Origin of the sequence: Synechococcus sp. H55.8 (assembly GCF_047462375.1) — a bacterium.
GTDB lineage: Bacteria > Cyanobacteriota > Cyanobacteriia > Thermostichales > Thermostichaceae > Thermostichus.
Map to the genome: position 1 here is coordinate 78,326 of NZ_JANSJC010000006.1, position 18,339 is coordinate 96,664.

Genomic DNA, 18,339 nt, shown 5'->3' on the forward strand with positions numbered 1-18,339 from the left:
TCCCCAAGCCGAAGCTAAGGAAACAAGGCAGAGATCGACGGCGGATCCCTGCCTCGCCTTCTCGACGACCCGACCCTTCGACCCCCGCGGTGTTGAAGGCAAGGGGATCGAGCGATTGGGTCAGATTTAGACGGCAGGGGCAGCAGCGGTAGCCGTCAGGCCCACAGCCTCGGCGTATTTCAGGTAGGTTTCCACCGAAGCCACAACGACGCGCGCCTCAATGGCCAACAGCTCGATCCCCACCAAAGAAACCCGCACCCAGGCATCGACCACGATCCCTTTGTCCAAAATGCGGTCGATCACTTCGGCCAAGCTGGAAGAAGAGTTCACTTTCTCGACTGCCATAACGATCTCTCCTGCACAGATGATGGTTGAAAAAGACAAACAATTCTGTAGCAAAACAGCAGGCAACAAGGATCCCAAGCTGGGATTTGCCTTCCCCAGGGCGACAAGCGCACTTTCTGTCGCCCCAGCCCTATTCTGCTAACTTTTTTCGGGGAGAACACCCGTAGATTCGCTTAAAAAATACGGCAGGCCGACAAGACTTACCGTCTTTTCCAAGCGCCATCCCCCCTACATAGTACCCGCCGAAAGAAAAAGTGGGTCAGAGGGCAAGAGCGTTTTTGGATCCCGGCTATGGAGATTGTCCAGCCAAGGTGCGGGCCAGCAGGGATCCCCTATACTGAGAGCAGTGCGCTTGCCGTCCTTTCGCTGGCCAAGAGGGCTGCCGTGACCGAGTTCAACACCGGGATCCCAAGCGTGCGTCGCCTGCAAAAAGTGATCAAAGATCGAGAGATCCTTGAGGTAAAGCTCAACACCGGGGATGTCTTTGTCGGCCAGTTGCGCTGGCAGGATCCCGACTGCCTCTGTTTGGCCGATGCGGAAGGGCGGGAAGCGCTGCTGTGGCGCTCCGCCATCGCCTTCGTCAAAGTCAGACCTCCCTCCTAAACCCAAGTCCCCGCACTGGCCGTCGCTGGCTTCCCGGCAGCAGAGGCTCTTTTCTTGCAGCTATCGACGGCCCTGGCCAAAGCCCTCGGCGGAAAGGCTATGATTCAGCAAGAAGTGTGAAACAATGGACACCCTCTCTCCGCCCCTATGACAACCACTCCCCTCGAGTTGCCCCTGCAGCCTGCTGCCCAACGGCACAATCACTACAGCCGCGAAGACTTTTATCGTTTCGACCCCTCCCAGGGATCCCTGGTGGACTGGACGGGCGCGCGCAACGTCTTGGTAAGCGAAGACTTTATCCTGGGCCTACAGCAGGGCTTAGAAGAAGAAGTGGGGGATGCCTCTGCCTCGTTGATGTACACCATTGGCCGCGAGTGGGGGAGCAACGACGCGATCCACTTCTCCCGCTGGTTCGAGGAGGAGTATCGGCGCAAACCCAAGCAGAGCCACCTGATGTTCCTTTTGGAAACCTGGTGGTGGCCCTTGACCTCGCAAGGCTGGGGGCGCTGGGAGGTGGAGACTGAGGGCCGGCGGCAGGGATTTATTTTCATTAATTTGTTCGACTCCGCTGTGGCTCGCACCCTGGGGGATGTGGGTAAGCCCGTTTGCCACCTCTACGCCGGATTGTTTGCCGGGTTTTTTAGCGCCATGGTGGAACGGCAGCTCAACTGCATCGAGATCCAGTGCTATTCCATGGGGGAAAGCTACTGCAAATTTTTGCTCGGCAGCAAAGATCGCATCGATGCCGCTGCCTTTTGGCTCAACGAAGGGGCCAGCGCCGGCGAAATTGCCCAAAAGTTGCGCTCCGGTCAGGGAGTGGCCAAAGCATGACAGCAGAGGTTTTTCTGGAAGAGTCGGTGCAGAGCTTTTTTGCCCATTTAAATTGGGATAGCCGACCGCGGCAGAGTCCCTCGCTGCCCATGCCTTTTGTAGGGGTGCGGGAGTACTTCGGCTCCATCCCCTGGTCGGGGGATCCCCTGACTTTGGCGGCCCGTTCTATGGGATCCCTGTCGGCAGCGCTGCCGCCTCAGCCTGAAGAGAAACAGATTACTTTGGCCGATTTATTCAGCCTGTTTTGAACTCCGACACCCGCTGAGCACCCACCGACCCTTGGGAGGAGCGAGATGGTGAGCCCACTGGAGCAGATGCTAATTGAGGCAGAGGCCCGCTACCTCACACCGGAGCAACTGGAGCAGCTCAAAGCCTATGTGCTCGGCTGGCCCAAAAGGCTGCACGTGTACCGGGCCGTACGGGAGGGGGAGAGCCAGATGGTGAGCCGCACCCTAAACACCCTTCAAAAGGAGATGCCCAACCTTTCCTCTCAAGTGGTGGATCTCTGCCGGCGGCACCTGCTCCTGTTGCTGCGTTACAGCGCTCTGGCCATGTTGCTCCAGGACGAGAACCTGTTGAAGGAGCGGCTGATCGAGTGGATGGAGGAAGAGGTGCGCCTGTACAAGCTGCAAAGCGCCTACGAGGTTGCTTATCGGATTTGTCAGCAAGAGCTAAGGGATCATCTGGCCCCTGGAGAGCTAGAGTTTATTCGCCCCTTGATCACCCAGGCGCAAGCAGCTTTGCTCTCTTTGGACGGACTCAGATCAACTGAGTAGAGGTCTCTCCTGCTGAGTTTCCCAATTGCGCTGCCCTACTTGATAGCCCAGGGATCTTTGACATATGGCCGGCACCACCGCTATCCCCAATGGCTCCACCAGCTTCGACCCCTATACGCCTGTTTTGGGCAACTACTACGCGCCCAGCGCCTACCTGCAAAGTGACCTGGAGTCAGGCTTGCTGGAGAGTCGCCACGGTGACCGGCTCTTGGCCCTTCCAGAGGCATTGCTGAGGGGTATCTACACCGGCTTGGAATACGAGACGGGGCAAGCCGCTCGCCTGGTGTTGCGCAACTGTGGTCGTATGTGGGGCAAGGAATTTTTCCGCCGTTTTGCCCAGGAACTCTCTGACTACTACCAGAAGCCTCTGGCCGAGCTGGAGATGGGCATTTTCCTCCAAAGTCTGAGACAAGCTTGGAAAGCTCACGGCTGGGGGTTGATCGAGATCGACTGGACCTACAAAGATCAGGGGGTGCTGGTGGTGTCGATCCGAAACTCTCCCTTCGCTGCCGCTACGCCCCCTCATTTCAAGCGCCCGATGGGCTTTTTGGAAGCAGGCCTGCTGGGCACTTGGTTTAGCCAGTTAACCGGCCAGGATCTGGCCTGTGTGCAAACCACCAGCGAGGCCTTGGGGGCGCAGAGCAACTTGTTTATCTTGACCGCTGCCGCCCGCCTCAAAGAGGGAGAAGCCTGGGTGGACTCCGGCCTCAGCCACGCTCAGATCCTGGAGAAGCTGTTACAGCCTGGCCCCTAACCGGAGCTGGCAGGGGATGGGATCCCGTGGAGATGAGTCTGTATAATTTTCTGGAAGCAAGACGAGCTCAAAGGCGCGAGGGTGTGGCCATTGGGGTGGCGAGTCAGAGCAATTCGGGGAGCCATCACCGTACCGGCAAACACTGCCGAGGCGATTGAAGCGGCAGTAACAGAGTTGTTGGACGCACTGGAACATCGCAACGCTCTAGATCTGGCTGAGTTGGTCAGCGTTATTTTTTCCGTTACCCCTGATTTAAATGCGGCTTTTCCCGCCCAATTTGCCCGTCGTCGCCCCGGCTGGGAATCGGTACCGTTGTTGGATGTGCAGCAGATGGGGGTAAGCAGCGACCTGCCCCGTTGTATTCGCGTTCTGATCCAATTGAATACTCCGCTTGCCCAAGCTGACATGCAACATGTGTATCTGCGAGGTGCCCGCGAGTTAAGGCCAGATCTCAGCGCTGTTTAACCGATGGGAAGCCGCGGGGTTTTCCGCGGTTACGGCCATTTATCTCATTTCAAACAAAAAAATATGAAGAAACTACATCCATCCCTAACTCCCCTCTCCCTGAGGGAGAGGGGTTGGGGGTGAGGGCTGCCTCAGGGAGAGGGGTTGGGGGTGGTCGCGTGAGCGGCGCGGAGCGCTTGGGCTGACTCAGGGAGAGGGGATCGTCTGTTGTTGGCTTAGAGCAGCCGGGAGCTATGCTAGTCTCAACGCGCCCTGGCAGGCTCAGACGGCTTGGGAAAAAGATCGGTAGAGCATTCAGGAAGATAGCTTCTCGCGCAAGCGGGCTTCCCATTGTTGCAGTTGCTCTTGGCGGGCGGCCACCTCGGCTTCTCGACGGCTCAGCTCTTGGCTTTGGCGAGTCAAAGATTGCCGCCAGCTTTCGATCTCCGACAGATCCACCAGACTGCGGTTTTGAGACAGGCTGTGCAACATCTCCACCAGCTTCATGGCCGCCTCTTCCAGCCGCTCTACCCGCCGCTGTTCCGAGAGCTCAACCAGCAGCAACACGCCAACGTTGTAAGGGCCGGCATCTTTGCAGGTGACCCACTCTGGCTGGCGCAGTGGGATCCAAACCCCTTCTTCGGCCTGGCGAGCCAAGAGCTGCAGCTCCCCCTGGCCGAAGAGACTCTTTTTGTGTACCCGTGCCAGATACAGCATGGAACATGCAGGAAGATGTTGCCGATTTTAGCACCGATCCCATGGATTCAAGAGGGATCCAAACCCGGGTGTTGTCCGTGCCGGCGGGAGGATCGATGTTAGGATCGGCTGTGGAATGGGTAAGGCTTAGCGCTCTCCCCTCTTCATTGTTTAGGGATCCCTGGCATGTTTCTCACCCAAAGCCCCTATTTTTTGATGGCAGCGCTGGTGGCGATTGCCAGTGGAGCCATCTTCGCAGTTCGCTTTATCAAGCGAGAGGCCTCCGCTGAATCGGATGTGATTTTCGCCACGATGGGCCTGATCTATTCCATCTGTTTGCTTCTGGAGGGTCAGCGGCTCATCCCGTTGCTGTTTTTTGCCCAGGTGCTGCTGGCGGTGATGGCCGGCTGGTTTGCCATCGAAACTTTCCGGTTGCGGATTCTCTTGAGCGAAAAGGTACGGCAGGTGGGCGGGGTTCGTCCAGCCGTTCGCAAGAAAGACTTCAGCCGTACCTACCCCCTAGATGACTATGCCCAAGGACGCACGGTTTCTGCTCGGGCCGAAGGATCCCGCATTCGCGATACCTCCTCTTACAGTCGCGCCATTCCCAAACGCAGCAGCGAAGAGCCTGGGCGTCGCCCCAGGCCCCAACTGACCAGCGATACCCGTGTGCGTCCGCGCCGCCGACCCGAAGTGGATGAGTATTACGACGAGCCAGGATCCCGCCAAGACACCGGCTACGATGAGCCGGCCCCGCCGCCAGAGGCCCGCCGCCCCCGTCGCCCTGCCACCGAAGAGTATCCAGAGGATGTAGATACGCAGGAGGAGCGCGGCACAGGCACGGTCACCCGCCGCCGTCCCCCACGTCTGCCCCAAGACCAAGGAGAAGGCTACCCGGATGAAGCCCCCCGTCGTCCCTCCCGCCGCGTTGTCGAGGTGGAATCGGTCGAGGTGGAAGAGGCGGAGCCAGAAGAGTACGATGACGACCTGTTCTGAAGATCTGAACCAATCTGAGCTTGGCCGGCGTTTGAGGGGTTCAGCCGGTGTTGCGCATTCCGGCGGCAATGCCGTTGATGGTGAGCATGGCTCCGCGCAGGAGTTCAGCGCGGTTGTAGCGCGTGCGCCCGGCGCGGGCTCCTTGGTGCTCTCGCAGGCGCTTGAGGAGAGAGACCTGAATAAAGCCCAAGGGCACAATCGAGCGGTTGCGCAACTGCACCGAGCGCTTCAAGTAGGGATCGTTCTCCAACAGTTCCCTGTGACCCGTAATCTGTAGCACCATTGTGCGCGTGCGGTACATTTCTTGGGCAATGCACTCAAACAGCTCCATCGCCCGCTGCAAACGTTCTGGAGAGCTCATCTCCCGCACGTAGTGACGCGCTATTTGCAGATCCACCTTGGCCAGAGTCATCTCCACTTTGGAGATCACCATGCGGAAGAAGGGCCACTCGCGGTAGAGGTGCTGCAGGTGGTTGAGGTTGTGCTCGCCCTTAGCCACGTATTCTTGTAGGGCGGTGCCGACCCCATACCAGGCCGGCAAGAGAAAGCGGCTCTGCGTCCAACTGAATACCCAAGGAATAGCCCGCAGGGATCCAATATCTTTCGAGCCACCGCTGCGGCGAGCAGGACGGGAGCTGATCTGCAGTTGGCCGATCTCTTCTATGGGGGTAACCTCATGGAAAAACTCCACAAAACCCTCCTGCTCGTAGACCAGGTTGCGGTACACCTGGCGGGAGCGCTCTGCCAAGGATTCCATCAAGCGCGACCACTCGTGCAGGTCGTTGGGGTAGGTGCGCAGCAGGCTGGCCTGGATCACAGCGCTGGTAACGGTTTCCAGGTTAAAAATGGCCAGATCTTGGAGGGAATACTTGGAAGCCAACACCTCTCCCTGCTCGGTAATCTTGATGCGGCCTCCCACGCTGCGCCCCGGCTGGGCCAAAATCGCCTCGTAGGCCGGCCCTCCCCCGCGCCCCACCGAGCCGCCCCGGCCATGGAAGATCTGCAACTTCACACCATAGGACTCGGCCACCGCCTGCAGCCGCTGCTGGGCTTTGTAAATCTCCCAGTTGCTGCTTAGAAAGCCAGCATCCTTGTTGCTATCCGAGTAGCCCAGCATCACCTCCTGTAAGTCTTCTTGCTGAGCTAAGTACTGGCGGTAGAAAGGGATCTCCAACAACTGCCGCAGCACCTCTGGCGCTCGCTTTAGGTCTTCAACAGTCTCAAACAGCGGCACCACTGCCAGGGATCCGCGCCCGCTGATGGGATCGTAAAGGCCCACCTCCTTGGCCATCAACAAAACTTCCAGCAGATCGCTCAACTGGCGGCTCATGCTGATCACATAAGTTTGGCAGATGGCCAGGCCAAATTCCTGCTGCAGACGGCGCAGGGTGCGAAAGGTGGCGATCAGCTCCGCCGTTTTCTCGGAAAAAGGGCTCTCCAGGGGGATGAGGGGCCGACGGGTCTGCAGCTCCTGCAGAAGAAAAGCCGTTTTTTCCTCTTCCGTCATCTGGCTATAGGGCCGCGGCAAAATGCGCAAGTACTCAAAGATCTCGGTGAGAGCGGCCTCGTGGTAGCTGCTGTCTTGGCGGATATCCAGGTGGGCCAGGTGAAAGCCAAACACCTGCACCTGTTGGATGAGGTGATCCAACTGGCGGCAAGAAAGGCCACTGTTTTTCAAACTTTGCTGGATAAGCTGCAAGTCGGCCAGAAATTCTTCCGCATTGGCGTAGGCGTTGTCCACAGGGGGAGGGGCGGGCAGACAGGCGGAGTCGGCCAAGTTGCGGTTGCGCTCCCGCGTCAACTCCAGCCGCCGCTGCATATAACTGAGCTTGAGACGGTAGGGCTCTTGGCGATACTGCAGCGAAAACGATTCGTAAACCTCCGGCATGAGGCGGTGATCTTGCTCGAGGGCATCCAGCAGTTGGCTGTCCACATCCCCCCAGTGCAAAGAGACGCTCAGGGTTTTGGTGAGCGCCTTCACCGATTCGATGTACTTGCCCAAAATCAGGTTGCGCTGGTAGCGGGCCGTTTGCCAGGTAACATCGGCGGTGACGGAAGGATTGCCATCCCGATCCCCGCCCACCCACGAGCCGAAGTTGCAAAATCCTGCCGGCGGCGGCTCAACGCCGGGAAACGCTTTTTTCAAGCTGCGGCTGAGGTATTCGTGCAGCAGCGGGATAGCCTGAAACAAAACCTCTTCAAAATAGTGCAAGGTGTAATCGACTTCGTTCAGAACGGTCGGTTTGGACTGATGCAACTCGTCGGTGCGCCACCAAAGCAAAACCTCTTCCGCCATCTGTTCTTTCAACATCTGGGCCTGCAAAGGCTGAGTCTGTTCTGCCCAATCCAGTTGGCTGAGCAGGCGAGAGAAGGCCCGTTGCTTTTCCCGGATGGTGTGGCGGACGATCTCGGTGGGGTGGGCGGTGAACACCATGCGAATGTGCAACTGCTCCAGCAGTCGGCGCAGTAGGCCTGGCGGCACTCCTTGAGCCCGCAGGTAAGGGAACAACCGTTCAAATTTTTCGTTTTCCCGCACCGTGCGCTGCTGGCTGTCCACCATGCGCATGTCGGAGTCTTCGGCCCGTTCGTAGTGCTGTTCAACAATGTTGATCAACTGGAAAAACAGGGCAAAGGCGCGCGCCGTTTGAATGGTGGCATCGAGGCTGAGATGCTCGATAATTTGCAGCACCTCTGGGATCGGGTACTCCAGGGCTTGTCCTTCTGGGGAACACATGGAACGCAGCCGCCGCAACAGCTCCACCAGAGACTGCCCGCACTCCTGCAGGATTACGGCTTCCCAGAGTTCTTCCACCAGTTGCAGGCGACGGTTTAACAGGTTGTTCCTGTGGTTGAAGGCTTCGTTGATTTGGAGGGGATGGGCCAAGGGATCGCGTTCCCCAAGCAGGGCAGCCTCCTTCAGCCCGTTGGCAGAAGCCGCTGCCCACTCTGCAGCGGTCAGGTGGGGGGAAGAGGTCATGAAGGCAGCTCCTAGAACAACCATCCCAATATTAGAGCCTGTTTGTCGAAACCCAAGATGTAGCAGGTATCACGGTCAGGAGGTTGTGAATTGGCGGGGGCAACTTCTTGCCCGTATCTGGATCGATACCCACCTCTTGACGTCAGGTAGCCGAGCTAGAATTTAGAGCATCTATCGTAGCTTTTGACCGTCAACTGGCAGCTCTATAGCCAGCTTCAGCCCCCTGGACTGGACGCCCATTTTATGACCTCGGATCGGCAATGGATGGAGCGGTGTTTGTCCCTGGCCCGTTCCACATTGCAGCGCCCCTCTCCCAATCCGCGGGTGGCCTGCGTGATCCTGCAGGGGGAGCAGGTGGTGGGAGAAGGCGTTCATCCAGGGGCCGGCCAGCCCCACGCAGAGGTGTTGGCTCTGCAACAGGCGGGATCCCTGGCCAGGGGCGCCACCCTCTACGTCAACCTGGAGCCCTGTAACCACTATGGGCGTACCCCCCCCTGCACCGAGGCCATTCTGGCGGCTGGGATCCGGCGGGTGGTGGTGGGAATGCAGGATCCCAATCCCCTGGTGGCCGGCAAAGGGATCCGCCGCCTGCAGGAGGCCGGGGTTGAGGTAACAGTAGGGGTGCTGGAGCAGGAGTGCCAAGAATTGAACGAGGGCTTTGCCTTCGCCATTGTGCAGAAACGGTGTTTTGGCCTGCTGAAATACGCCATGACCCTAGACGGCAAGAGCGCCGCCGCCACCGGCCACAGCCAGTGGATTAGCAACCCCCTGGCGCGAGAGTGGGTTCACCGCCAGCGGGCCTGGCACGATGCAGTCATTGTGGGATCCAAAACCGTCTGGCACGATAACCCCCGCCTCACCTGCCGCCTGCCGGATTTTCAGGGATCCCAGCCCCTGCGGGTGGTTCTCAGCCGCTCTCTGAATCTGCCCCCGCTGGCGCACCTGTGGCAGGTGGAAGAAGCACCAACTTTGGTGATCACCGAAGCCCCAGAGACCCATTCCCTCTGGGGATCCCTGGCCAAGCAAGGGGTGGAGCTGCTGCACCTGGATCAAGTAACCCCGGCCCAGACAGCACAGGCCCTCTTCGAGCGAGGCTGTCTGAGCGCCCTCTGGGAATGCGGCGGCACCCTGGCCTGGGCAGCCCTCAAAGATGGGGCCATCCAGAAAGTGGCCGCCTTCATCGCCCCCAAGATCTTGGGCGGGGCCGACGCCCCAACCCCCGTAGGAGGAGAAGGGATCCCTGACGTTAACCAGAGCTGGCAACTGCTGGAGCCGCAACTGCAGACTGTGGGGGATAACTGGCTGATCACCGGGAAGATCCCCTCTTCTAGCCCCGATGACTAAGAGATCGATTGTTGACAAATTCGCGAGGGCTATCTGGAGGGTTTTAAGTGTCTGAACGAACAGACTGATATCTGTTCAATGTAAATGAATATACTGATCAGAAAAATACAGCATTCTTGCAAAGTAGGTTTCAGAATTGAGCTCAACTGTGCTATGCTGGCCGATATTCTAGGGGGTCATAAGGATCTTTCGGTAAGGCCAGCAAAATCAAGCTGTAGGGATCTGTCAAGATTCTCCTGAGGTGAACCTTGTGAAAGGTAATGACGAAGGCTCTAGCTTCTTTGTCCAGTCGTTTTTCATTGCTTGCCCGGCGAGCTGATTGAGAACTTTCCCAGTACAAATCCTGGTAGGGAGAACCATCATGTTAAACCTTTTTGCCGGCCTGCTCTTTACCTCGCCTTACCTCAGCCTCTCAGGAAATGTCCTCATTGAAGGATTGGGGGAGTGGGTTTTCGCCGATCATCAAGTCCTGGAAGGGCTTACTCTAACCCTTCTTACACGGCCTGGAGAGAGCTTGTCCTCTTGGAGTGAAATGCTCTCCGTCATGGACATTCATGTCGAGGGATCGCCGCGCTTGGTGGCCAACCGCCTTCGGGATGACCTCTTGGCCAACTGTCTCCAAATGACTTGGGAGTTTCATTGGGAGGGCGAAGAAGATGTTCTCTACGAGTTCCGTAGCGCCGGCTGTCGTGGGCAGGCTGCCGGGATCCAAGAGCATGAGATTGGCCGCATCACCCAAGGCCCAGACGGCCCTGTGCGCATTGCCTACGCCACCAAGCCAGAGATGACACCCGAAATCCGGAGTCGCTGGCTCAACTTGCTGGGCAGCGAGGTGGGGACGGCTCGGGGCTTTCCCATCCAAAACCTTACGGGGGTCGCCCGAAAGCCTTCTTCTCCAGCTCCAGAAGCCCCAACCGCAGAGCGGCAGATCGCCCGCTGGCTGCAGGAAGCAACCGATGCCCTGAAGCAGCAGGAAGATTTGCTGGCCGAGCTGGATCGTCTCGGTCAGGAAGCGCAAGCGGATGCCCGCGCCTACAGCCAGAAGGCCCCAAACGAGGCGGGGACAAGCGTGATCAGCCTGCACCGAGGTCGGGGGGACGGCAGCCCTGGCGAGGCCACAACCGAGTTCAAGACCACCGATACCCTAGTCTGGGCCATTTTGCCGGTGGGCAGCCTCCCTGCCAACGCCCAGGTGGAGATGCTTTGGTACTACGAGGGCGGAGAAGCCGGGGGCGAGCAACTGATCCGCAAGTTTGATTTTCCCTGGGATCCCTTGGCCGACACGGTGCAAGGCTTTCTCAGCTTCAGCCAACCCTACACCGGGCGCTACCGTGTCGAGGTTCAGGTCAACGGCGAGAAGATAGGAATTGGCCGCTTCACAATTCGGTAGCCTTAGCTTGGCTCCCACTTCCAACTCTTTTCTCTCGGAGGGAGCCCAGCCTCTCTCTTAGAAGGAAGGGGGAGATAAGGCTTACAGAGAACAATTTTTGACTATAAATCCAGGCTTTTCCGGTAGGGCGATGTCCATCGCCATCTGCCTATTTTTCGCGCTGTGAAGACTATTGCGCTGAGAGTGAAAAGATAGCTCGACATTCTCTAGCGAGTTCTGATCACGGGCCTGGCTTTGAGGTTGTAGATAAAGCTGGTGCGGTACTGCAACAGCAAGTTGCGCAGGTAAAGGGGCAAGTTGCGTCGGTGGAGCAAGCGAGTTCTGCGGTAGAGCAGTGTGCGGCGACGGTTGATCGCCCGGCTGCGCTGTTGCAAAGAAGCTTGAAGAGAACGTTGAAGTGCCAGGGATCCGGGCACACGCCTCAACTTTGGCCGTAACACATCTCACCTCCAGGGCGACCATCGAAAATTAGCTCCAGTGTAGGGGATCCTCAGGAGAGCAGTCGCCAGCAGGTCAGCCTGTTCTGCCCAGCTTGCGGAGATCCTCGCTTCACTCCTCTCCAGATCTTGCAGCAACTGCCGGCCCAGAGGAGCCAGACGATACCGGTCGGTGATCTGCGATCTCGCCGGCGGGATCCCTTTTGTGCTCATGGCCCGCAACAAGGCCAACCGGAAAGGACTACAGATCCAGGCACTTCTGCACACCGACGCCGAGTCATCGAGCATGAGGGGCAACCAGGTTCTTTATATTCTTATTCAACTTTGCCAATGGCCGTTGGGCAGCAGACTTGTTACGATAGATTACGATATGTTGATCATCCTTGCTATTGTTGTCCTGTTGGGATTCTGGGCCCTGCGCCTGATGGAGCAGGCTTTTCAGAGTCAGGAGTTCTCGCGCATGTTGGCCGGGACACTGGTGGCCGTGGCTGCCGGTGGCGTCTTGACCTGTTACTTTCTCATGAGCGACACCCTACAGATGTTGTTTCATCTCCAGGCGCACTCCTCCTTTTCCCACTCTCAAGATCTGGATCTGCTTTCCGATCTGAGCTGGCTTGACTAGGCGAGGTGGGTGGATAGCCAGGCTTGAATGCTGCGGATCATCTGGTGGTTGGGGGCCAGCCAGCTTTGGTAAATCAACTGTCCAAAAGCATCGATGGGGCTGAATTCTTCCCCAACTGGGAAAGGGTAGCTAAAACCCAGCGGAGTTAGGTGATCCCCTTCCAAGTGTTGCCATTCTGTGTAACTTCGATACTTGCGGCAAAGCTGTTGGTAAAGCAGAGGAACATCGTCGATATCATCGTGGCGAAATTCCACGAGCAGGTTGTTGCTGACCGGATACTGCTCCTCGATTAAGCGATTGGTTTCTGCCGGAGAAGGCTCGAACTCCAACCACAGGTTCACAGGCGGCGAAGAGGATCCCATCCACATCCGCCACAGATCGGACAGTTGTTGTTGAGGCCAAGCTTGAGCCAACAGCCGCAGCAAGGGCAGAGCCCGATCCAGCCCGGCGTTGCTGTAGGCCAGGAAAATATTGCCTCGCCGCTGGGATCCCATGGCCAGACAAGAGAGGATCTGCAACTTACAGCCCAGGCTATGGCCCAAGCCAAACAGGGGTAGACCTAGCAAATTTTTGCTTTGCAGGCTTCTGTGCAAAGATTGGGCTGCATTGAGAGCCAGTTGAGCGTGATCGATATCGGTGCTGTAGGGGGTAGCCACAATGGCCATGCCCATGCGGGCCAGTTCTTCGAGCAGGCGGCTGTAGAACACTTGCGGGGCAGCTCCCACAAACGCTCCGCCCAGAAAGTGAATTACGGCACGGGGTTGAGCGGGCAGAAGAAACCAAGTGTGCCCATCTGTCTGCCAAGTCGGTGCCATGGTTTGCGACCTCACCTGCGATTTTGTTGGGGCTCTCCCCACAACCCGGCGCCCGGCAGTCCGATTTTGCCACTTCGCGCGGTTCCTCGCGTCCCGTTTGGCCAGCCCCTGGAACTCATGCTAATGGATATCCTGCCCAAACATGGGGATCCCCAGGCGGACTTCCGATGTAGCAAGCAAAGCTCCGTCCTGCCTCAGGTTGAAGTTCCAGCACGCCTAGGGTGGGGTGTCGTGGGGGATCGTGATGCAGACTTCGCAGTTGAAAATCGACGCCTGCCCGCCGAGCCACTAACCTGGTAGGGAGATAGGTAGAAGTCGGCTTTGATCCATCGGCGCGTTCTACAGCTTTGCATCGTCGGCTGGGCAATGCTTTTCGCCCTGGCAGTAGGGGGCAGAGCATCCCTGCCGGTTCTGCATCTTTTTGACATAGAGGCTCTCCAGGCCCAAGCCGGAGAACTGCCACAACCGGTACGCCTACGACTGCCCCCTGGCCTGGCCCGCTACACCTACGATAAGTCGGCGGGAGATTACTTTGAGGAGATCGACCCGCTGCTGCCGGGCGGCGTTTACGCCCAGTGGGCCTTCTACCCCGTTCCTGTCTACATCCAAGGGGATCACCCCCAGTGGAAAACCTTTGTGGAGCAGGCGGTGAAGGAGTGGTCTGCTTATATCCCGATGCGGGTGGTGGCCAAAGAGGAAGAGGCCCTCTACGGGATGAGCATTTATCGCGTTCCCCCCCTCGGCGGCGGGGTAGTGGGGGCGGCCCGACCTGAGTTTTTCTTCGCCTCAAATGGAGCTTTGCAACAGCGGGTGCGCATCGTCATTGCCGAAGGCCAGGGGTTGGCAGAAGTGACGGCGGTGGCCCGGCACGAGATCGGCCATGGGCTGGGGCTGTGGGGCCATAGCCCCGACCCGCGGGATCTGATGTATGGCGGCCACCATGCAGCGGCTACCGGCAATCGCCGCCTGCTGCGGGTGCCCACCATCACCAAACGGGATCTCAACACCCTGAAGCGGGTTTATGAGCAGCCCACCCTCATGGGCCAGGTTTTCCCGGAGAGCTACCGCCGCCTGTTCGGCCAGCTTCTGCCAGAAAGAACTTTTGGGATGGCCGACAGCTAGAGCCGCAGCAGTTGCGGCGCCCCCTTGAGCGCCATAGCCAGGAGAAAAAACAGCAACTGGGTGGCCACAATGCTGGGGCCGGAGGGCAGGTTGAAGGCAGCCGAGAGGAGGATCCCCAACACCGCACTCAAGCCCCCCAAGCCCATGGCCAGCAACACATACGTTGTAAAGTTGGATCCCAAAAGCCGCGCCGTCGAAGCAGGGATCACCACAAAAGCGCTCACCAATAGCACCCCCACCGAGCGGATCGACAGGGCCACCACCAAAGCCAGCAGCACCACAAAGGCCAACCGCTGCCAGCCCCCCTCTACCCCCCGCGCCCGCGCCAGCGACTCATCCAGGGTGAGCAGCATCTGGGCAGGCAAGGTCAGCCCAATATACCCCAGGGCCAAGAGCAGGAGCAGGCCGCTCATCCACAAGGCCGGCAGGCTGATGCCGAGAATATCCCCAAATAGCAACTGGTTAAGGTTGCCGCGGTAGCCAGGGATCAGGCTGAGGCCAATGATGGCTAGAGCCAAGGAGGAGGAGTAGATGATGTTTAGCACCGCATCTGCCGAAAGCTGGGTGCGTTCCAGGACAAAAGTCACCCCCAGGGCAAACACTACCCCAAACACCATCAGCACCGCCGTGGGATCCAGCCCCAGGGCCACTCCCAGGACAATACCCAGCAGCGCCGAATGCCCCAAGGCATCGCTAAAAAACGCCAACTGCCGAAAGATGGCAAAACTGCCCAAAAGCCCCCCCGTCACCCCCGTCAGGATGCCGCCTAGGAGAGCCCGCTGCATGAAGGGCAGCTGCAGCCATTCCACCACCTGCGCCCAGGTCTCCGGCATTGCCCCTCCTCAGTGGTGGTGGATGTAGCGGGCAAACGCGGGGCCGTAGACGCGGCTTAGCATCTCCGGCGCCAGGGCCGCTTCAGGGGATCCCTGGCAAATCAGGGAGCGGTTGAGACACAACACGCGGTCACAGTAGCGGGACACCATCTCCAGGTCGTGGGAGACCTGCAGGATGGCCCAGCCCAGGGAGCGGCGCAGCTCTTCCAATAGCCGATAGAATTCTCCTTCGCTGAGGCTATCTAGACCAGCGGGGGCCTCGTCCAGCACCAGCAGCCGCCGCGGCCAGACTAGACAATAGGCCAACAACACCCGTTTGAGCTCGCCGCCGCTCAGTTGACCCAGGGGCTTAGAGGCCAGGTGCAGAGCCTCGGCCCGTTGCAAGGCTTTCTGGACGGCCTCCTGCCGAGCAGCTCGCTGCTGCCAGGGCCAGCGGGGCCTAAGGGATCCCCAGCCCAGGGCAACAAACTCCGCCACCGTCAGGGGAATGGCGGGGTTGAAGTGCAAGCGCTGCGGCACATAGGCAAGCTGCTGCCGCACTTTCTGGGGCAAGTACCCCGACAGACGCAGCGGCTCCCCTAGGATGTAAACCGAGCCACACTGCCGCGGCAGGATGCCCAAGATGGCCTGCACCAAGGTGCTCTTGCCGGCGCCGTTGGGGCCAACAATGGCCGTGTGGGATCCCGCCGCCAGCTCAAACGAGACATTCTGCACCGCCAACTGGGATCCCCGATAGACCGTCAGCCCCTCCACCCGCAGGACAACCTCGTCAGAATGGAAGCTCATCGCCCCCTTGCCAGCAGGTGCTCGAGAGCAGCCTGACCCACCAAGGGCAACTGCAGGGGAACCCAGGCCTTCTCTTTCTCGAAGGCGGAGACCAGGTTTTCCACGTTCTGCCGCAGGATGGTTAGGTAGTACTCCGGCTCGATCCCCTCTGGGCCAGCGGTTTCGAGGGGATCGAATACGCGGACTTGTACCCCCAGATCCCGGGCCAAGACCTCAAAGGGGTTGTCCTTCCCCACTTGTGGCTCCACCAGGATTGTCTTTAGGCCCGACTGCCGCACCGTCTCCATCACCCGGCGCACATCTTCCGGAGAGGGGCTGGCTTCCGGGATCTCCACCAGGAACTCCGCTTTGAGGTTGTAGCGCTCGGCAAAGTATGGGGCAAAGTCGTGGAAGACCACAAAGCTCCTGCCGGCGAAGGGAGCTAATTTCTGCTCGATTTCTTTATCCAAAGCTTCCAGTTGCTCGATAAAGGCAGCGGCATTGGCGCGGTAGATCTCTGCCCCTTCTGGATCGACAGCAATGAGGCCATCGCGGATGTTTTCCACCTGCTGAATGGCCCGCCTGGGATCCAGCCAGATGTGGGGGTTCAACTCGCCGTGAGAGTGCCCGTGACCATGAGAATGGCCATGGCCGTGGCTGTGACCATGAGAATGGCCATGGCTGTGGGAGTGGCCATGCTCTGGCTCCTGGGTCTGCAAAGTCGGGATCCCTTGGCTGCTGTCAATGATGCGCAGCTTCGGATTGCCGGCGTTGGCAATCAATCCCTCCAAAAAGGTCTCCATTCCCAACCCGTTGATCACCAGCACATCCGCCTGGGACAGCAGGCGCGCATCCTCGGGTCGAGCCTGAAAGTCGTGGGGCCCCATCTGGGGAGGGATCAGGGGTTTCACCTCGGCCCGCTCCCCGGCCACGGCGCGGGTAAATTGCGTTATCGGCAGGATTGTGGTCACCACCTGCGGAGGGGTGGATCCCCGTTGGGCCCGGGACTCTTCTTGGCGCATCTGCAAGCTGCCCAGGATCCCGACCGAGAGGGCCGCCACCAGCGAGACCAGCGATCGCACGGGTCGGGCCGAACGCAGAGAGTTATTAGCCATGAGTCCTAATACCTCACAAGACGACAGAGACAGCAGCGTCGGAAGCGCCTGACTCCTGGAAAGCCAAGGCCCGCTGCTGCAGCAGCGAAAACATACTCACCAGGCCGTTGCTGCGGGAAGGGCTAAGGCTGAAGTTGAGGCCCATCTCCCGCACAAACTCCAGGGAAACCCCCAAAATTTCCTCTGGCGCTAGGCCGCTCAACCCCTCCACCAAAATGGCCACCAAGCCCTTGACCAACTGGGCATCGGCATCTCCCTGGATGTAGACCTTGCCGTTCCTTAAGTCGGTGGCCAGCCACACCCGCGAAGCACAACCCCGCACGAGATTCTCCTCTGTTCGCTGGGAATCGGGGAAAGGGGGCAGGCGCTTGGCATAGGCCAGCAGCAGCTCGTACTTCTGACGAGAAGTTCTGGCCTTTTGAAAGCGACCCACAATCTGCCGCAGAGCTTCGGGCATCAACCCACTTGCCTGAATGAGAATGATAATCAAAAGTCATCGTAGCACGCCGCCTCAGAGCCTGCCGAGGAGAAGCACTAGGTGTGGCGATGGGGGGATCCCTATATAGCTTGGCTGGCGCGCACAATGGGGCCGGCATTGGCCAGGGTCCAGCGCAGTGCTTCTTGGTTAATCTGTTCGGCAGCGGCGCCGTCGTGGGCAGCGATGGCCTTCAGGAGCCGGCGGTGAAACTCCAGCGACTCCTGCATCTTGCCTTCCACGTGGTAGGCCAGCCGCAGGTAGCGCTCGGCGTGCTCGCGCAGATTCCGGATTCGCTGGATCAACTGTTCCCGACCGGTGATGGCGTAACATCGCAGACGAAAGTGCCACTCTTGGCGCAGATAGGTCCACAAATCCTCGTCCTCGGCCAGCGTGGCAATGGCAGCCAGGAGTTGTTGCAGCTCACCCACGTCCGAGGGCGTAGCTCGCTCCGCAGCCAGACGCGCCGCCAGCCCTTCCAGCCCGATGCGCATGGCATAGAGCTCTTCAAATTCCTCCCAACTGAGGGGCACCACCCGCACCCCATAGTTGGGAACAAACTCAACCAGGTGTTCCTGGCTCAACATGCGCAGAGCCTCGCGGACAGGGGTACGGCTGACGCCGAAAAGAGAGGCCAACTGCTCCTGGCGCAGCCACTCGCCCGGCTGCAGCTTGCTGCTCAAGATCATCTCCCGCAGCTTGCTGTACACCACCTCCTGCGGCCTTTGCCCGCCCTTGGCCGGTCGGAGTTTGAGCTTGCCTTGAGCCAGCAGGTCGGCTGATTTGGCCCAACGCCTACCAGGCCGCCCTTTGGCTGGGGTGCCGTCGTTTCCTGTAGCCATCTGTGCTCCTGCTGGTTGATCCCTGGTGAGCGCGCAGGCTTGCTATTGGAAAGTGGCTGAACAAAGTTAGGAGAGGCTGTAAGGTTATGCACTATCCGGCAGGGATCCCGCGGCCTGCTTCAACTCTGGAAAGCATACGACAAAAGCGGGGGGAGTT

At 59.1% G+C, this 18,339-nt stretch carries 21 protein-coding genes; 11 read left to right on the forward strand and 10 right to left on the reverse strand.

Annotated features, from left to right (window positions below; all coding sequences use genetic code 11):
• Window positions 1-126: 126 nt before the first annotated feature.
• Window positions 127-345: a gas vesicle structural protein GvpA gene (gvpA, locus tag NW862_RS04370; RefSeq protein ID WP_011429717.1), complete on the reverse strand. Its 219-nt coding sequence runs from the start codon at window positions 343-345 to the stop codon at window positions 127-129.
• A gap of 291 nt (window positions 346-636) precedes the next feature.
• Between gvpA and NW862_RS04375 the strand changes: the two genes are divergently transcribed.
• The 6 genes from NW862_RS04375 to aroH all read left to right on the forward strand — a co-directional run bounded on the left by NW862_RS04375 (window position 637) and on the right by aroH (window position 3,774).
• Entirely contained in the window at window positions 637-948 is a 312-nt protein-coding gene (locus tag NW862_RS04375) for an Hfq-related RNA-binding protein (protein WP_414334472.1), read from the forward strand.
• A gap of 147 nt (window positions 949-1,095) precedes the next feature.
• On the forward strand, window positions 1,096-1,779 hold the full coding sequence (locus NW862_RS04380) for a V4R domain-containing protein (RefSeq protein ID WP_414334474.1): 684 nt from the start codon (window positions 1,096-1,098) through the stop codon (window positions 1,777-1,779).
• Window positions 1,776-2,027 (forward strand): hypothetical protein, encoded by a 252-nt coding sequence (locus NW862_RS04385; RefSeq protein ID WP_414334475.1) that lies wholly within the window; start codon window positions 1,776-1,778, stop codon window positions 2,025-2,027. The genes NW862_RS04380 and NW862_RS04385 overlap by 4 nt, the downstream gene beginning before the upstream one ends.
• 45 nt (window positions 2,028-2,072) lie before the next feature.
• On the forward strand, window positions 2,073-2,555 hold the full coding sequence (locus tag NW862_RS04390; protein ID WP_414334477.1) for a hypothetical protein: 483 nt from the start codon (window positions 2,073-2,075) through the stop codon (window positions 2,553-2,555).
• Window positions 2,556-2,619: 64 nt separating this feature from the next.
• Window positions 2,620-3,309, forward strand: a complete 690-nt coding sequence (locus NW862_RS04395) for a V4R domain-containing protein (RefSeq protein WP_414334479.1) — start codon at window positions 2,620-2,622, stop codon at window positions 3,307-3,309.
• 90 nt (window positions 3,310-3,399) lie between these two features.
• Entirely contained in the window at window positions 3,400-3,774 is a 375-nt protein-coding gene (gene aroH, locus NW862_RS04400; protein ID WP_414334481.1) for a chorismate mutase, read from the forward strand.
• Between the two features lie 294 nt (window positions 3,775-4,068).
• Here aroH and NW862_RS04405 read toward each other — a convergent pair whose 3' ends face one another.
• Window positions 4,069-4,470 (reverse strand): hypothetical protein, encoded by a 402-nt coding sequence (locus NW862_RS04405; protein ID WP_414335877.1) that lies wholly within the window; start codon window positions 4,468-4,470, stop codon window positions 4,069-4,071.
• A gap of 165 nt (window positions 4,471-4,635) precedes the next feature.
• Here NW862_RS04405 and NW862_RS04410 point away from each other — a divergent pair, with 165 nt between their 5' ends.
• Window positions 4,636-5,445 (forward strand): Ycf66 family protein, encoded by an 810-nt coding sequence (locus tag NW862_RS04410; RefSeq protein ID WP_414335878.1) that lies wholly within the window; start codon window positions 4,636-4,638, stop codon window positions 5,443-5,445.
• A gap of 40 nt (window positions 5,446-5,485) precedes the next feature.
• Here the strand turns inward: NW862_RS04410 and ppc are convergent, their stop codons facing one another.
• Entirely contained in the window at window positions 5,486-8,422 is a 2,937-nt protein-coding gene (ppc, locus tag NW862_RS04415; RefSeq protein ID WP_414426955.1) for a phosphoenolpyruvate carboxylase, read from the reverse strand.
• A 243-nt stretch (window positions 8,423-8,665) separates the two neighbouring features.
• On the opposite strand from ppc, the gene ribD reads away from it, so the two are divergent.
• Both ribD and NW862_RS04425 read left to right on the forward strand, forming a co-directional pair.
• The gene (gene ribD, locus NW862_RS04420) at window positions 8,666-9,766 is read left to right on the forward strand and encodes a bifunctional diaminohydroxyphosphoribosylaminopyrimidine deaminase/5-amino-6-(5-phosphoribosylamino)uracil reductase RibD (protein WP_414426967.1); all 1,101 of its coding nucleotides are present in this window, start codon (window positions 8,666-8,668) and stop codon (window positions 9,764-9,766) included.
• Window positions 9,767-10,127: 361 nt separating this feature from the next.
• Window positions 10,128-11,156, forward strand: coding sequence for a hypothetical protein (locus tag NW862_RS04425; RefSeq protein ID WP_414426956.1), 1,029 nt, complete (start codon window positions 10,128-10,130; stop codon window positions 11,154-11,156).
• A 206-nt stretch (window positions 11,157-11,362) separates the two neighbouring features.
• Here the strand turns inward: NW862_RS04425 and NW862_RS04430 are convergent, their stop codons facing one another.
• Window positions 11,363-11,596, reverse strand: a complete 234-nt coding sequence (locus NW862_RS04430) for a hypothetical protein (RefSeq protein ID WP_414337264.1) — start codon at window positions 11,594-11,596, stop codon at window positions 11,363-11,365.
• Window positions 11,597-11,804: 208 nt separating this feature from the next.
• Here NW862_RS04430 and NW862_RS04435 point away from each other — a divergent pair, with 208 nt between their 5' ends.
• Entirely contained in the window at window positions 11,805-12,215 is a 411-nt protein-coding gene (locus tag NW862_RS04435; RefSeq protein ID WP_414349167.1) for a hypothetical protein, read from the forward strand.
• Here NW862_RS04435 and NW862_RS04440 read toward each other — a convergent pair.
• Window positions 12,212-13,030 carry a DUF1350 family protein gene (locus tag NW862_RS04440; protein ID WP_414335863.1) on the reverse strand — a complete coding sequence of 273 codons (819 nt, stop codon included), beginning with the start codon at window positions 13,028-13,030 and terminating at the stop codon, window positions 12,212-12,214. The two genes, NW862_RS04435 and NW862_RS04440, sit on opposite strands and share 4 nt — an antisense overlap.
• A 366-nt stretch (window positions 13,031-13,396) precedes the next feature.
• Between NW862_RS04440 and NW862_RS04445 the strand changes: the two genes are divergently transcribed.
• The gene (locus NW862_RS04445) at window positions 13,397-14,152 is read left to right on the forward strand and encodes a hypothetical protein (RefSeq protein WP_414426957.1); all 756 of its coding nucleotides are present in this window, start codon (window positions 13,397-13,399) and stop codon (window positions 14,150-14,152) included.
• On the opposite strand, the gene NW862_RS04450 is transcribed toward NW862_RS04445, so the two are convergent.
• The 5 genes from NW862_RS04450 to NW862_RS04470 form a co-directional block, all read right to left on the reverse strand.
• The gene (locus NW862_RS04450; RefSeq protein WP_414335859.1) at window positions 14,149-14,985 is read right to left on the reverse strand and encodes a metal ABC transporter permease; all 837 of its coding nucleotides are present in this window, start codon (window positions 14,983-14,985) and stop codon (window positions 14,149-14,151) included. The genes NW862_RS04445 and NW862_RS04450 overlap by 4 nt on opposite strands.
• Window positions 14,986-14,994: 9 nt before the next feature.
• Window positions 14,995-15,771 (reverse strand): metal ABC transporter ATP-binding protein, encoded by a 777-nt coding sequence (locus NW862_RS04455; RefSeq protein ID WP_414349117.1) that lies wholly within the window; start codon window positions 15,769-15,771, stop codon window positions 14,995-14,997.
• Window positions 15,768-16,865: a metal ABC transporter solute-binding protein, Zn/Mn family gene (locus tag NW862_RS04460; RefSeq protein ID WP_414426958.1), complete on the reverse strand. Its 1,098-nt coding sequence runs from the start codon at window positions 16,863-16,865 to the stop codon at window positions 15,768-15,770. The genes NW862_RS04455 and NW862_RS04460 overlap by 4 nt, the downstream gene beginning before the upstream one ends.
• Window positions 16,866-16,878: 13 nt before the next feature.
• The gene (locus tag NW862_RS04465; RefSeq protein WP_414426959.1) at window positions 16,879-17,322 is read right to left on the reverse strand and encodes a SufE family protein; all 444 of its coding nucleotides are present in this window, start codon (window positions 17,320-17,322) and stop codon (window positions 16,879-16,881) included.
• A 101-nt stretch (window positions 17,323-17,423) separates the two neighbouring features.
• Window positions 17,424-18,182, reverse strand: a complete 759-nt coding sequence (locus tag NW862_RS04470; RefSeq protein ID WP_414426960.1) for a GntR family transcriptional regulator — start codon at window positions 18,180-18,182, stop codon at window positions 17,424-17,426.
• Between the last annotated feature and the right edge of the window lie 157 nt (window positions 18,183-18,339).

What these genes read in the sequence shown, in the direction of transcription:
- NW862_RS04460 (WP_414426958.1), bottom strand. Translation starts at nt 16,865, where the DNA reads ATGGCTAATAACTCTCTGCGTTCGGCCCGACCCGTGCGATCGCTGGTC.
- NW862_RS04375 (WP_414334472.1), top strand. Translation starts at nt 637, where the DNA reads ATGGAGATTGTCCAGCCAAGGTGCGGGCCAGCAGGGATCCCCTATACT.
- NW862_RS04445 (WP_414426957.1), top strand. Translation starts at nt 13,397, where the DNA reads ATGCTTTTCGCCCTGGCAGTAGGGGGCAGAGCATCCCTGCCGGTTCTG.
- NW862_RS04455 (WP_414349117.1), bottom strand. Translation starts at nt 15,771, where the DNA reads ATGAGCTTCCATTCTGACGAGGTTGTCCTGCGGGTGGAGGGGCTGACG.
- NW862_RS04465 (WP_414426959.1), bottom strand. Translation starts at nt 17,322, where the DNA reads ATGCCCGAAGCTCTGCGGCAGATTGTGGGTCGCTTTCAAAAGGCCAGA.
- NW862_RS04380 (WP_414334474.1), top strand. Translation starts at nt 1,096, where the DNA reads ATGACAACCACTCCCCTCGAGTTGCCCCTGCAGCCTGCTGCCCAACGG.
- ribD (WP_414426967.1), top strand. Translation starts at nt 8,666, where the DNA reads ATGACCTCGGATCGGCAATGGATGGAGCGGTGTTTGTCCCTGGCCCGT.
- NW862_RS04435 (WP_414349167.1), top strand. Translation starts at nt 11,805, where the DNA reads ATGGCCCGCAACAAGGCCAACCGGAAAGGACTACAGATCCAGGCACTT.
- NW862_RS04410 (WP_414335878.1), top strand. Translation starts at nt 4,636, where the DNA reads ATGTTTCTCACCCAAAGCCCCTATTTTTTGATGGCAGCGCTGGTGGCG.
- NW862_RS04385 (WP_414334475.1), top strand. Translation starts at nt 1,776, where the DNA reads ATGACAGCAGAGGTTTTTCTGGAAGAGTCGGTGCAGAGCTTTTTTGCC.
- NW862_RS04440 (WP_414335863.1), bottom strand. Translation starts at nt 13,030, where the DNA reads ATGGCACCGACTTGGCAGACAGATGGGCACACTTGGTTTCTTCTGCCC.
- NW862_RS04450 (WP_414335859.1), bottom strand. Translation starts at nt 14,985, where the DNA reads ATGCCGGAGACCTGGGCGCAGGTGGTGGAATGGCTGCAGCTGCCCTTC.
- NW862_RS04470 (WP_414426960.1), bottom strand. Translation starts at nt 18,182, where the DNA reads ATGGCTACAGGAAACGACGGCACCCCAGCCAAAGGGCGGCCTGGTAGG.
- NW862_RS04395 (WP_414334479.1), top strand. Translation starts at nt 2,620, where the DNA reads ATGGCCGGCACCACCGCTATCCCCAATGGCTCCACCAGCTTCGACCCC.
- NW862_RS04390 (WP_414334477.1), top strand. Translation starts at nt 2,073, where the DNA reads ATGGTGAGCCCACTGGAGCAGATGCTAATTGAGGCAGAGGCCCGCTAC.
- NW862_RS04425 (WP_414426956.1), top strand. Translation starts at nt 10,128, where the DNA reads ATGTTAAACCTTTTTGCCGGCCTGCTCTTTACCTCGCCTTACCTCAGC.
- gvpA (WP_011429717.1), bottom strand. Translation starts at nt 345, where the DNA reads ATGGCAGTCGAGAAAGTGAACTCTTCTTCCAGCTTGGCCGAAGTGATC.
- ppc (WP_414426955.1), bottom strand. Translation starts at nt 8,422, where the DNA reads ATGACCTCTTCCCCCCACCTGACCGCTGCAGAGTGGGCAGCGGCTTCT.
- NW862_RS04405 (WP_414335877.1), bottom strand. Translation starts at nt 4,470, where the DNA reads ATGCTGTATCTGGCACGGGTACACAAAAAGAGTCTCTTCGGCCAGGGG.